Here is a 12,292-nt window from a genome sequence, read left to right on the forward strand (position 1 = left end):
TTTCCGGCGCGCCGCGCTAGAACTCCTCGACCGTGTGCGGCAGCAGCGGCGTGGACAGCGCGGCGTCGAGCGCGTCGGCCGCGCCCGCGGTGTGCTCGGCGGCCAGGCCCGCGCGGACGGCCGCGGCGACGGCGGTGCCGCCGAGATAGGCGGCGGACAGGTCGCGTATGTCCACGGTGAGGTCCGGCGCCGCGTCGGTGCGCTCGTAGAGGGCGGGGGACCCGGGCGAGGCGGTGAGCCGGTACGTGCCGTCGTTGGCCGGCACCCCGGCGTCGGTCACCGCCAGCACGACGTCCGCCGCGGCGGCCCAGGAGCGGCGCCGCAGGGCCGTGCCGACGTCGGTCAGGCGCACCCACAGCGCGGGGAACGTGCTTGTGACCCGTACCTGGTCGCGGTCCGCGGCGAAGAGGAGGAGCGGGTCGTCGAGCGGCCGGCCCCAGGCCCGCACCGTGCCGGTCAGGTCCAGGGAGACGAGGTAGCGCCACAGGGCCGCGGCCACGGCCGGGGTGTCCGCCTCCAGTTCGTCCAGGCGCACCAGGCCCGGGGAGTCGGGGCGGTCGCCCTCGTCCTTCGTGCGGTAGACGGCGTAACCGGCGAGGGGGTCGCCGAGGGCGACCACGCGCGGCCGGGAGAAGTCCTCGTCGTCCGGGTCCTGTTCGGCCATCCATTCCTTGGCCCACCACTCCTCGCTGCGCGCGTGCCGGCCGGCACGCGTCTCGCGGGTGCGGTCGTAGTACGGGCCGAGCAGCGCGGGCGCCGCGGCCGGGTCGACCAGCCGCAGGGGCCGCTCGTCGGGGGCGATCCGCAGCCGCAGCGCCTCCCGGGAGTCGATCTCGACGGTCGCGCCGTACGTGCCGGGGCCGAAGCCGAACCGCCCGTAGATGGCGGTCTCCGACGCCCACAGCGCCGCCATCGGCCAGCCCTCGGCGGTGCAGCGCGCGAACAGCTCGGCGATCATCCCGGACAGCACCCCGCGGCGCCGGTGGGTCGGCGCGACGGAGACGAACGTCAGGCTCGGGCAGGGGAGTTCCGCACCGGGGACGGCCATCGTGAACGGCAGCGTGGCGACCATGCCGACCAGCGTGTCCGCGTCGTACGCGCCGATGCGCAGGCACCCCGCCAGGAGTTCGTGATGGCGTTTGCGAAGCTCGTCCTCGGGCTTCTCGTGGAAGACCAGATAGGCCAGCTCCTGAGCCCGGTCGATGTCACTCTCGGGTATTTCACGGAACACAATGGCAGCACGGTCGTTCATATTCTGACACTATCCGTCATACCCGAACCGTGCACCTCGCTTGGGAGGCAGCGGCGGGGACGCGCGCGGAGCGGCCCCGCGCCCACGACGAAGGCGACCCACGAGCCGCGGTGCGCGGGCCGGGGTCGCCTCTCGTTCGGTGGACGATACTGGGATTGAACCAGTGACCTCTTCCGTGTCAGGGAAGCGCTCTCCCGCTGAGCTAATCGTCCGAGGTGGAGACGGGATTTGAACCCGTGTAGACGGCTTTGCAGGCCGTTGCCTCGCCTCTCGGCCACTCCACCAGCGAGGGTCCGTGAGACCCCCATCGAGCGGACGACGAGATTCGAACTCGCGACCCTCACCTTGGCAAGGTGATGCTCTACCAACTGAGCTACGTCCGCCGGTCGTGCTCCGAAGGCGCCGGTGAGGCGCTTCCGGTAGTCATGAACCTTAGCGGATTCCGGGGCCAGCTCAAATTCGGTTTCCCGCACGCGCCCGGCCCTCACCGGGCCCCACCGGCCGGAGACCCGGTGTCCGCCGGCCGCCATAGACTCGCGGCGTGTCCCGCCTCGCCCCGCTCGCCCGCTTCGGCGGTCTCGTCGCCTCCGATCTGCGCGACGTGACCGGCGACCCGGCCGCGCTCGACTCGTCGGGCTGGTGGGCCGTCGTCGCCGGGTACGAGGGCCGGACGGTGTGCGCGCGCTTCGGCGACGTACGCCCCGATCCGCATCCGCCCGCCCACCGCGCGCACCGCTGGCGCGGCCCGGGCGCCGCGCGCTGGACGACCTCGCTCGACCGCGCCGGCTATGTCGCCGGAGTGCGCCGCATAAGGGAGCACATCGCCGCCGGCGACGTCTACCAGGTCAACCTGTGCCGCGTGCTCACCGCCCCGCTTCCCGGCGCCGGCCCAAACGCCGCCTCCGCCGGCAACGACGCCGACGTCGACGCACTCGGCGCCGTCCTCGCCCGCGGCAACCCCGCCCCGTACGCCGGCGTCGTCCGGCTGCCCGCGCACGGGGTCGAGGTCGCCACCGCCTCGCCCGAGCTGTACCTGCGCCGTGCCGGCCGCACCGTGGAGTCCGGCCCCATCAAGGGCACCGGCCGCACCGCCGCCGACCTGACCGCGAAGGACCGCGCCGAGAACGTCATGATCGTCGACCTCGTGCGCAACGACCTCGGCCGCGTCTGCACCACCGGCTCCGTCACCGTGCCCGCCCTCTGCGCCGTCGAGGAGCACCCCGGCCTCGTCCACCTCGTCTCCACCGTCCGCGGCGAGCTGGCCCCCGGCGCCGGCTGGGCGGACCTGATCGGCGCCACCTTCCCGGCCGGCTCCATCACCGGCGCGCCGAAAAGCAGCGCGCTGCGCATCATCGACGAGCTGGAGACCGCCCCCCGGGGCCCGTACTGCGGCGGCGTCGGCTGGGTCGACGCCGACCGGGGCACCGGCGAACTGGCCGTCGGCATCCGCACGTTCTGGATCGACCGGGCCGCGGCCGGGGGGCCCGTGCTGCGCTTCGGCACCGGCGCGGGCATCACCTGGGGCTCCGATCCGGAGCGCGAGTGGCGGGAGACGGAATTGAAGGCATCGCGGCTGCTCGCGGTAGCGTCGGAGGCGGAAGTCACGAGTGAAGGGACCGCACGTCCATGAAGGTCTGGCTCGACGGGGGGCTGCACGAGGTGGCCGACGCCCGGGTGTCCGTGCTCGACCACGGCATCACGGTGGGCGACGGCGTCTTCGAGACGCTGAAGGCCACCGACGGCACCGCCTTCGCCGTCACCCGCCATCTGGAACGCCTGGCCCGCTCCGCCCGCGGCCTCGGCCTGCCCGCACCCGACCTCGACGAGGTGCGCCGCGCCTGCGCCGCGGTGCTGGCCGCCGAGCCCGTGCCGCACGGCCGGCTGCGCATCACGTACACCGGCGGCGCGGCGCCCCTGTCCTCCCTCCGCAACGACCCGGACGACAGCCGTCCCACCCTGGTCGTCGCCCTCGCCGCCGCCGACCCGCGGCCGGACGAGACGGACGTCGTCACCGTGCCCTGGACGCGCAACGAGCGCGGTGCCGTCACGGGCCTGAAGACCACGTCGTACGCGGAGAACGTCGTCGCCCTGGCCCGCGCGCACGACGCCGGCGCCAGCGAGGCGCTCTTCGCCAACACCCGCGACCGGCTCTGCGAGGGCACCGGCTCCAACGTCTTCGTCGTCCTCGACGGCGAAGTGCACACCCCGCCGCTCTCCTCCGGCTGCCTGGCCGGGATCACGCGGCGGCTCCTGCTGGAGTGGACCGGCGCGCGGGAGACGGACCTGCCGTTCTCGGTGCTCGCGGAGGGCGGCCCGGTGGAGGAGGTCTTCCTGACGTCCTCGCTGCGCGACGTCCAGGCCGTACGCCGGCTCGACGGCCGCGACCTGCCGGGGGCCCTCGGCCCGGTCACGGCGAAGACGATGCAGCTGTTCGCCGAGCGGTCGGCGGCGGACGTCGACCCGTAGAGGCACCGCGGGCGGCGGACTCCGAGCGTGCGAGGACGAAGGGGAACCGATGACGACCCACCTGCGCCCGGCCGGAGCCGAGCGGCGTGAGCCGGACGGCGGCCGGACGCGCGCGTTCGCCGTGTGCGTCAACGGCCACCCGGTCGGCGACGTCGAACTCGCCACCGACCCGCGCCTCGGCCCCACCGCGGGGCGCGTGCGCACGCTGCGGATCCACAGGCCCGAACGGGGCCGCGGCCGGGGCACGGTGGCGGCGCTGGCGGCCGAGGAGGTGCTGCGCGGCTGGGGCTGCCGGGAGGTCGTGCTCAGCCTGGACCCCCGCGCCGGCGTCGGCCTGCGGCTGGCCGCGGCGCTCGGCTACACGGAGACGGGCCGGACGCTGGCCAAGGAGCTGGCCGCCGTGCCCGCGCTGCCGCGGGGCTCGGTGGTGCGGCCGATGACGGCGGACGAGTACCCGGGCTGGCGGACCGCGGAGGTGGCGGCGTACGCGCAGCGGTGGCTGGACCGGGGACTGGCGCCGGCCGAGGCCCGCGACCGGTCGGCCGCCGACCACGACGGGCTGCTGCCCGCGGGCGCCGCCACCGCGGACGTGGCGCTGCGCGTCCTGGAGCACGACGGGGCCGGGGTGGGCACGATCTGGATCTCGCTGCGGCCGAAGATCGCCACCGGGGGGTACGTCTATTCCGTGACCGTCGCACCGGAGCACCGGGGGAGGGGCCACGGCCGCACCCTGATGCGCGCGGCGGAGGGCGAGTGCCTGGCGGCCGGGCTCGGCACCCTGGGCCTGCACGTTTTCGCGGGCAACGAGCCGGCGCTGCGCCTGTACGAGTCCCTGGGCTACGGCCCCACGGCGTACCACCTGCGCAAGCCGCTGATCTGAGCGGGCACCGGCCCGCGGCCCGCAGAACCCGCGCCGCCGCCCCCGCCTCTCAGTCCTTCGCCGCCAGCAGCCGGTCCGCGATCTCCTCGATCCGCTCGCGCAGCCCTTCCTGGCTCTTGCCGCCGTCGAGGCGCTCGCCGCCGATGACGTAGGTCGGCGTCCCCGTCACCCCGATCGCCTTGCCCTCCGCGACGTCCGCGTCCACGATCAGGAAGTGCCGCCCGTCCACGAGCGCGGACTCCACCTCGGCCGCGTTCAGGCCCAGCTCCCGCGCCGTCTCGGCCAGCAGCGGCTCGCCCCGCTTGCCGAACTTCTCCGCCCGCGTCAGCACCGCCTCCACGTACTCCCAGCCCTTCCCCTGCGCGAACGCCTCCTCGGCGGCCTGGGCGCCCGCCATCGCGTGCTGGTGCTTGTCCAGCGGGAAGTGCCGCAGCCGGATGTCCAGCCGGTCCCCGTAGCGCTCCCGCAGCGATCGCAGATCGCCGAGCGCCGTCCGGCAGTCCGGGCACTGCAGCTCGCACCACACGTCGAGGACGGGCGCAGCGTTCACATCGTTCTCCATGGACGTCAGTCTTCCAGGCTCCGCGGGGCACCGCCGTCTCGGTCCTGCGGACGAGCCGGACCCGGAGATGTCCCCCATGCCGTGCCGCACCATTTCAATCCCGTCGCATTCCGGTGCACGATGGATGCATGTTCACCACCACGGTCTGCGCCGCGCTCTCCGCGGCGGGGCTCGCGATCGCGCTGCTGACCGCATACCGGCGGAGGTTCCGGCGGGCGACGAAGATCGCCGCCCTGTCGCTGGTGCCCGTCGGCCTGGCCATGACCGGGCTGGTCGAACTGGGCGGCAAGGTCGGCAGGGCCACCGGGGACTGGGCGACGGACCTGGTCTTCAAGCCCTCGGTCTGGGGCGGCTTCGGCGTGCTCGCGGTCGCCGTCGTGCTGTGGGTGAGTCAGCGGCTCGTCGGCGAGCGCGCCAAGCGCAAGGCGGGCGGAGGCGCACCGGCGGCCCCGGCGGCGCCGTCGGCCTCCCGGCCCGCGCTCGGCGCCGGCCGGGCGGGCACGTCGCGCGGTGCCGCGCCGGCGACGACCGGCCGCACGGGCTCCGGGGCCGGGGACGAGGATTTCTCCGACATCGAGGCGATCTTGAAGAAGCACGGAATCTGACGCTACGGGCCCGCCGAACTACCCTGCGCAGCCGCAACGTCGACCTCTGCCGACAAGAATCGATCAAGCACGGCCGATCTTCGTGAACAGCCCGGGTTTTCCTGGCGTGTTGCCCACATGGGTATGCGTGCCTGCGTAATCATCTGCGCGAGATGAACGACCACACGCCCGCACCGCGGCCTCCCGCCCCCGCCGAGCCCCGCGGCTGCCTCTTCGCCCTGTCCCAGCCGCCGTTGATGCTCTTCCTCACCGTCGTGGGCGTGCTGATCTTCGGCACCTCGGTCTACGACCTCGTCAGCTGGTGAGCGCCGTCCCCCCGGCCGCCCCGGCCGCCGCCTTCCCGTCCCCGTTCCCGGCCGCGGTTGCCGCCGCGTTGCCCGTCCCGTTCTCGGCCGCCGCCTCGCGCTGCCGCGCGCGGTACGCCGCCACGTGCAGCCGGTTGCCGCAGGTGCGGCTGGAGCAGTAGCGGCGGGAGCGGTTGCGCGAGTAGTCGACGAAGGCCCGGCCGCAGTCCGGCGCCTCGCAGCGGCGCAGCCGCTCGCGCTCGCCGGCCACGACGAGGAACGCCAGCGCCATCCCGCCGTCCGCGGCCAGGTGTTCGGCGACGGAGGCGCCGGGGGCGAAGTAGTGCACGTGCCAGTCGTAGCCGTCGTGGTCCGTGAGCTGCGGCGTGGTGCCGGCGGCGGCCACGATCGCATTGAGCCGCTCCGCCGCGGCCCGGTCGTCCGGGGCGGCGAAGACCGCCGAGAGGTCCTTCCGCACGGCCCGGACCGCGGCCACGTCGGAGCGGCAGAGCCTTTCGAGGCCGCTGATCTCGTGCGCGTCGACGAACTCCTGCAGCGCCCTCACATCGACGAGCGCGTCCGCTTCCTCGCCCCCGTCCCCGGTATCCGTGTTCAGCAGCGCCACGACGATGTCGAGCGCGCACCGGGTGTCGTGATTGATCAGCACCGTTCCGCTCCCCTGGTCGGGCCGCGCGTTCCCCTGGCCGGTCTGGTGCCGACTCTAGCCAAAACGTGACACCGCCGTCGCCCGGAGTGGGCGACGGCGGTGCCAGAGACGTTGTCCGGTGGTGTCCGGCCGTCTCCCCGAGGCTGACGGCTACGGACCGTGAGGTCGTCCGGGCTCAGCTCTCCGCGAGGATGTGCGAGAGCTCGGTGTCGAGGTCGAAGTGGCGTGGCTCCGTCCCGGGCGGCACGGCGGCGTCCGTACGCTTCAGGAAGGACTCCAGTGCCCGCGCGGGTGCTTCGAGCAGTGCCTCGCCCTCGGGCGAGCTGAGGGCGATGCAGACGACGCCCTGGCCGTGACTCCTGGACGGCCAGACGCGGACGTCTCCGGTGCCGGTCGGGCGGTGGAGCCCTTCGGCGAGCAGATCGCGGGCGAACACCCATTCGACCGTCTCTTCTGCGCCCGTGTGGAAGGTGGCGTGCACGGCGTAAGGATCCGCGGTGTCGTACCGCAGACCTGCGGGGACAGGCAGGGAGGACTCGCTCGACACAACGAGGCGCAGGTGCAGCTCGCAGCTGACCGTGTGGTTCATAAGCGCCAGGGCCTTTCGCTCAGTGTGCGCTCGGGGATTCGCACGTCGGCGAAGTCGACATGCCACCTACCGGGGCGTTGTAAACCCCTCTGACTGTTTTGTGATGTTTTTCGTAGTTCGTACGGCTTAGTGAAGCTTGTCCCAGCAGGGCCGTTCCGGTGAACTCTCCGGTAGGGAGAGTTTGGACTCCATGGATGCGGAGAGTAACGAGTATCGGGCGCAGTGTGACGGAGGCGCGCGGAGACACGTCGGCGGAAGGCCGGTGAGGGGCACACGGGGATGCTCACGCCGGGTGGCTTCGGCCCTGCCGCGGCAACGGGTTTGAACGGCAACCCCGGCGCACTGTATGGTTCTGACCACGCCACAACGGCGTTCCGGGGCGATTAGCTCAGGGGGAGAGCGCTTCGTTCACACCGAAGAGGTCACTGGTTCGATCCCAGTATCGCCCACCCGGAGAGGGCCGTCCCGCATCCCGCGGGACGGCCCTCACTCGTTCCCGGCCCGCACGTCAGGCCGCGGTCGCCAGGCCGGGGGCGCGCAGCGGCCAGGCCGGGTCGCAGCGTTCCTCCGAGCCCGTCTGCGCGAACCACGCCGTCAGGCCGCGCGCCTGCGCGCCGTGCCAGACCGCCTGCCGCGCGTGCAGCTCCGGCGCGCTCAGCTCGCCCAGCCGCTCCGCGTAGCGCTGTCCGATGGCCCGGACGAGGCGCAGGGCCGCCGTCGCGTCCGCCCCGGCCTCGTGGGCGCCGGACAGCTCCACGCCGTAGTGCTCGCACAGCGCCGTCAGTGTGCGCCGGCCCTTGCGGTAGCGGTCGAGGTGCCGGTCGAGCACGAGCGGGTCCAGCACGCACAGCGGTGCGCCCCCGAGGTACTTCGGCAGCGAGGAGGCGCGGTGCCTGCGTAACTCGCGGTCCAGCAGCGTCAGATCGAAGGGTGCGTTCATCACCACCAGCGGCACGTGGCCCGCGCACTGCGCCGCGAGCGCCTTGCCGACCTCCTCCATCACCGGCGCCGGCCAGCGGCCCAGGCGCTGCAGATGCGGCAGCGTCAGCCCGTGGATCGCCGTGGCCGAGGCCGGGATCTCCACATCCGGGGAGACGAGCCACGACGTACAGCGCGGCGGCGAGGTGATGTGGGGCTGCACGACGACGGCTGCGGAGAGTATCCGGTCGCGCTCCACGTCCACGCCGGTGGTCTCGGTGTCGAAGGCCGCCAGCGGCCCCTCGTACCAGAGCGTCATCAGCCCAACTCCCTGGAACTTTACGGTCGGTGGGGTCGGTCCCACCCGACCGGGTGATACCCGCAACACCCTTCGTTCGAACAATGGTTGTTTGGCGGAGAGTCCGCGCGGTGACAACAGAGAGTGAGGGTCGGGCACGCCTCGGCCGCCCGTGGCGGGGCCGGCCCCCGTCAGCTACCGACAGCGTGTGGAAGGCAGTTGGGCCATGGCCCTCATCCGGCCCGAACCGGGCGGCCCGCTCCCCGAGCGGGCCGCGGCGCCGCGCGGCGCCCAGGCCGTCACGGCGTCCCCCCCGACGCCGCCGACCGGCTGTCCGTACGCGGTCGTTGCCGCTGCCGGCTGCACCCTGGCGCAGCCCTTCCCCGGCAGCGGCACCGACCGGCACGCCAGGTCACGGGCCGCGACCCCCGTCCCCGGCCGGCACGCCCGCCGCGCGCTCGGGACGCGGGCCGGCGGGGGAGGGAGACCCTGATGTACCGCCAGCCACCGGAACCCGACCCCGCCCACACCGACCCCGCCGTGCTCGGCGCCCTCCTCGCTCGCCATGGCTGGCGCCGGCACGGCGGTTCCACCGGCAGGTACGCGCGCTTCACCCCGCCCGGCGACGCGCCGGGCGGCGCCGGCGTCCTCGTACCGGCCGACCGCGCCTTCCCCGGCTGCACCGACCTGCTCGCCGAGACCCTCGCCGCGCTGGCCCGCAGCCCCGAGCCGTCCGCCCCGCTCGTGCTCACCGCCGCGGCGGTGCCCAGCGACGAGATGAGCTGGGAGTACGGCGCCGAGCGGCGCGCCGGCCCCGCCAGATGGGCCGACGCGGAGCGACTGTCCGCCGCCGCCCGCGCCATGCTGCTGGCCGGCGCGCTCGCCGCCCGCCGCCCGGCGGGGTTCCACGGCGCCCGGCTGCGCCCGCACGCCGCCCGGGACGTCGAGAAGACCCTGCTCGGCCCCGGCGCCCACGCCGCCCGGCTCACCGCCTTCGTCCCCGCGCCGGAGAGCCGCAATGTCACCACCACCCTGCTGCGCGCCCTGCACGGCACCCGCCACGCGGTGGACCGCCAGCACACCACCGGCTCCATGACGGCCTTCGACAACGCCGTGGAGCTCGGCGTGTGCCACGAGCTGACCGAGGCCCTGACCGCCCTCGTGCGCGGCACGGACGGCGTGCGCATCACCCTGGCCTGGGCCCCCGCGCACCCGCCGCCGGCGGGCTTCGCCGCCGCCCCCGAGCCGGTGGAGTTCACCCCCGGCGACGTCCCCGCCCTGCAGCGGGCCGCCGTGCGCTACCGGCACCGGGAGCCCTCCCTCCCGGTCCGGCTCACCGCAGCCGTCACCCGGCTCAGCCGGTCGGCAGCCACCGGCCCGGGCCGGGTGCGGCTGCGGGTACTCGCGGGCGCGGACGTCACCGAGGTGCGCACGTCGCTCGACGAGCAGGCCTACCGCGTCGCGTGCCGGGCGCATCTGGCCGGCGTGCCGGTGCGGCTCAGCGGCCGGCTGGAGAGCCGCGGGGGCTTCCGGCGGCTGACGGGGGTGTCGGAGGTGCGGCCCGTACCGGTGGAGGACGCCGGGCTGGACCGGCTGCCGCAACCACCGCACCGGCACCCCGGCCTCTTCGGCGAGGCGTACGGCGACGGCTGAGCGCACCGGTCCGCCCACCCGGCTCCCGATTTCGCCGTGCACCCCCCCGGCTCGGTACGATTCACGCCGTGCCGCCGCCCGCGCGGCACCCCGTTCCCCGCGAAGGAGACCTCGTGTCCGACGTCCGTGTGATCATCAGCCGCGATGCCGCCGAGCGGGAAGAGCGCGTGGTCACGACGGGCACGACGGCCGGTGATCTCTTCCCCGGCGAGCGCACCGTGATCGCCGCCCGCGTCGACGGCGCGCTGAAGGACCTCGCCTACGAGGTCGCCGACGGCGACGAGGTCGAGCCGGTGGAGATCTCCAGCCCCGACGGCCTGGACATTCTGCGCCACTCCACCGCGCACGTCATGGCCCAGGCCGTGCAGGAGCTCTTCCCCGAGGCCCGGCTCGGCATCGGCCCGCCCATCAAGGACGGCTTCTACTACGACTTCGACGTTCCCGAGCCCTTCCACCCCGACGACCTCAAGCGCGTCGAGAAGAAGATGCAGGAGATCGTCAAGCGCGGCCAGCGCTTCTCCCGCCGCGTCACCACCGACGCCGACGCCCGCGAGGAGCTGGCCGCCGAGCCGTACAAGCTGGAGCTGATCGGCCTGAAGGGCGACGCCGCCGGCGCCGCCGAAGGCGCCTCCGCGGAGGTCGGCGCCGGCGAGCTGACGATCTACGACAACCTCGACGCCAGGACCGGCGAGCTGTGCTGGAAGGACCTCTGCCGCGGTCCCCACCTGCCGACGACCCGGATGATCCCGGCCTTCAAGCTGATGCGCTCGGCCGCCGCGTACTGGCGCGGCAGCGAGAAGAACCCGCAGCTCCAGCGGATCTACGGCACCGCCTGGCCGTCGAAGGACGAGCTGAAGGCGCATCTGGAGTTCCTGGCCGAGGCCGAGAAGCGCGACCACCGCAAGCTCGGCACCGAGCTGGACCTCTTCTCCATCCCCGAGGACATCGGCTCCGGTCTCGCCGTCTTCCACCCCAAGGGCGGCATCGTGCGCCGCGTGATGGAGGACTACTCGCGGCGGCGGCACGAGGAGTCGGGCTACGAGTTCGTCTACACCCCGCACGCGACGAAGGGGAAGCTCTTCGAGAAGTCGGGGCACCTGGACTGGTACGCCGAGGGCATGTACCCGCCCATGCAGCTCGACGAGGGCCAGGACTACTACCTCAAGCCCATGAACTGCCCGATGCACAACCTGATCTTCGACGCCCGCGGGCGCTCCTACCGCGAGCTGCCGCTGCGCCTCTTCGAGTTCGGGACCGTCTACCGGTACGAGAAGTCGGGCGTCGTGCACGGCCTGACCCGGGCCCGGGGCTTCACCCAGGACGACGCGCACATCTACTGCACCAAGGAGCAGATGGCCGGCGAGCTGGACTCGCTGCTGACCTTCGTGCTGAACCTGCTGCGCGACTACGGCCTGGAGGACTTCTACCTGGAGTTGTCCACCAAGGACCCGGAGAAGTTCATCGGCTCCGACGAGGTCTGGGAGGAGGCCACCGAGATCCTCCGCCAGGCTGCCGGCAAGCAGGGCCTGGAGCTGGTCATGGACCCGGGCGGGGCGGCGTTCTACGGGCCGAAGATCTCGGTGCAGGCCAAGGACGCCATCGGCCGGACGTGGCAGATGTCCACGATCCAGGTGGACTTCAACCTGCCGGAGCGCTTCGACCTGGAGTACACCGCGGCCGACGGCTCGCGGCAGCGGCCGGTGATGATCCACCGCGCGCTCTTCGGCTCCATCGAGCGGTTCTTCGCCGTGCTGCTGGAGCACTACGCGGGCGCCTTCCCGGCGTGGCTGGCGCCGGTGCAGGTGGTGGGCATCCCGATCGGCGACGACCACGTGCCGTATCTGGAGGAGGTCGCCGCGAAGATGCGGGCCCGCGGGCTCCGCGTCGAGGTGGACTCCTCGTCCGACCGGATGCAGAAGAAGATCCGTAACGCGCAGAAAGCGAAGATTCCGTACATGCTCATCGCGGGCGACGACGACATGGCGAAGGGCGCCGTCTCCTTCCGCTACCGCAGCGGCGAGCAGAACAACGGCGTGCCGATCGACGAGGCCGTCGACGAGGTGGCGCGCGCGGTCGCGGAGCGCACCGGGGCGTGATCCGGCGCGGGCCGGGCCGGGG

Annotated in this window: 11 protein-coding genes, 4 tRNA genes and 1 pseudogene; 8 read left to right on the forward strand and 8 right to left on the reverse strand. The window is 73.5% G+C overall.

What is annotated here, in order from left to right; genetic code table 11:
* Positions 1–16 precede the first annotated feature (16 nt).
* The 4 genes from I003_RS0100225 to I003_RS0100240 form a co-directional block, all read right to left on the reverse strand.
* The gene (locus tag I003_RS0100225; RefSeq protein WP_027769622.1) at positions 17–1,231 is read right to left on the reverse strand and encodes a GNAT family N-acetyltransferase; all 1,215 of its coding nucleotides are present in this window, start codon (positions 1,229–1,231) and stop codon (positions 17–19) included.
* A gap of 161 nt (positions 1,232–1,392) precedes the next feature.
* Positions 1,393–1,464: transfer RNA gene (locus tag I003_RS0100230), tRNA-Val, on the reverse strand.
* Between the two features lies 1 nt (position 1,465).
* A tRNA-Cys gene (locus I003_RS0100235) sits at positions 1,466–1,536 on the reverse strand.
* Between the two features lie 26 nt (positions 1,537–1,562).
* Positions 1,563–1,635 (reverse strand) — tRNA-Gly (locus tag I003_RS0100240).
* Positions 1,636–1,793: 158 nt separating this feature from the next.
* Between I003_RS0100240 and I003_RS0100245 the strand changes: the two genes are divergently transcribed.
* Genes I003_RS0100245 through I003_RS0100255 form a run of 3 tightly spaced genes read left to right on the forward strand, consistent with a single transcriptional unit; the run spans position 1,794 to position 4,598 of the window.
* Positions 1,794–2,882 carry a chorismate-binding protein gene (locus I003_RS0100245; protein WP_027769623.1) on the forward strand — a complete coding sequence of 363 codons (1,089 nt, stop codon included), beginning with the start codon at positions 1,794–1,796 and terminating at the stop codon, positions 2,880–2,882.
* Entirely contained in the window at positions 2,879–3,718 is an 840-nt protein-coding gene (locus I003_RS0100250; protein WP_027769624.1) for an aminodeoxychorismate lyase, read from the forward strand. The genes I003_RS0100245 and I003_RS0100250 overlap by 4 nt, the downstream gene beginning before the upstream one ends.
* A 49-nt stretch (positions 3,719–3,767) precedes the next feature.
* The gene (locus tag I003_RS0100255) at positions 3,768–4,598 is read left to right on the forward strand and encodes a GNAT family N-acetyltransferase (protein WP_027769625.1); all 831 of its coding nucleotides are present in this window, start codon (positions 3,768–3,770) and stop codon (positions 4,596–4,598) included.
* A gap of 49 nt (positions 4,599–4,647) precedes the next feature.
* On the opposite strand, the gene I003_RS0100260 is transcribed toward I003_RS0100255, so the two are convergent.
* Entirely contained in the window at positions 4,648–5,160 is a 513-nt protein-coding gene (locus I003_RS0100260) for a DsbA family protein (RefSeq protein ID WP_027769626.1), read from the reverse strand.
* Between the two features lie 128 nt (positions 5,161–5,288).
* Between I003_RS0100260 and I003_RS0100265 the strand changes: the two genes are divergently transcribed.
* Together I003_RS0100265 and I003_RS36340 are read left to right on the forward strand one after the other, a co-directional pair.
* Positions 5,289–5,765: a hypothetical protein gene (locus tag I003_RS0100265; RefSeq protein WP_027769627.1), complete on the forward strand. Its 477-nt coding sequence runs from the start codon at positions 5,289–5,291 to the stop codon at positions 5,763–5,765.
* Positions 5,766–5,917: 152 nt separating this feature from the next.
* Positions 5,918–6,070: a hypothetical protein gene (locus I003_RS36340; protein WP_199784217.1), complete on the forward strand. Its 153-nt coding sequence runs from the start codon at positions 5,918–5,920 to the stop codon at positions 6,068–6,070.
* An 88-nt stretch (positions 6,071–6,158) separates the two neighbouring features.
* On the opposite strand, the pseudogene I003_RS0100275 reads toward I003_RS36340, so the two are convergent.
* A pseudogene (locus I003_RS0100275) lies at positions 6,159–6,716 on the reverse strand (CGNR zinc finger domain-containing protein); the annotation flags it as partial.
* Positions 6,717–6,891: 175 nt separating this feature from the next.
* Entirely contained in the window at positions 6,892–7,305 is a 414-nt protein-coding gene (locus tag I003_RS0100280; protein ID WP_018836768.1) for an SsgA family sporulation/cell division regulator, read from the reverse strand.
* A gap of 377 nt (positions 7,306–7,682) precedes the next feature.
* On the opposite strand from I003_RS0100280, the gene I003_RS0100285 reads away from it, so the two are divergent.
* A tRNA-Val gene (locus I003_RS0100285) sits at positions 7,683–7,754 on the forward strand.
* Positions 7,755–7,813: 59 nt separating this feature from the next.
* Here I003_RS0100285 and I003_RS0100290 read toward each other — a convergent pair.
* A complete protein-coding gene (locus I003_RS0100290; protein ID WP_027769629.1) occupies positions 7,814–8,542 on the reverse strand; it encodes a 3'-5' exonuclease in 729 nt (242 codons plus the stop codon).
* A 471-nt stretch (positions 8,543–9,013) separates the two neighbouring features.
* On the opposite strand from I003_RS0100290, the gene I003_RS0100300 reads away from it, so the two are divergent.
* Both I003_RS0100300 and thrS read left to right on the forward strand, forming a co-directional pair.
* Positions 9,014–10,174: a hypothetical protein gene (locus I003_RS0100300; RefSeq protein ID WP_027769631.1), complete on the forward strand. Its 1,161-nt coding sequence runs from the start codon at positions 9,014–9,016 to the stop codon at positions 10,172–10,174.
* Positions 10,175–10,287: 113 nt separating this feature from the next.
* A complete protein-coding gene (gene thrS / locus I003_RS0100305) occupies positions 10,288–12,270 on the forward strand; it encodes a threonine--tRNA ligase (RefSeq protein WP_027769632.1) in 1,983 nt (660 codons plus the stop codon).
* Positions 12,271–12,292: the final 22 nt, after the last annotated feature.

Source organism: Streptomyces sp. CNQ329 (genome assembly GCF_000482585.1).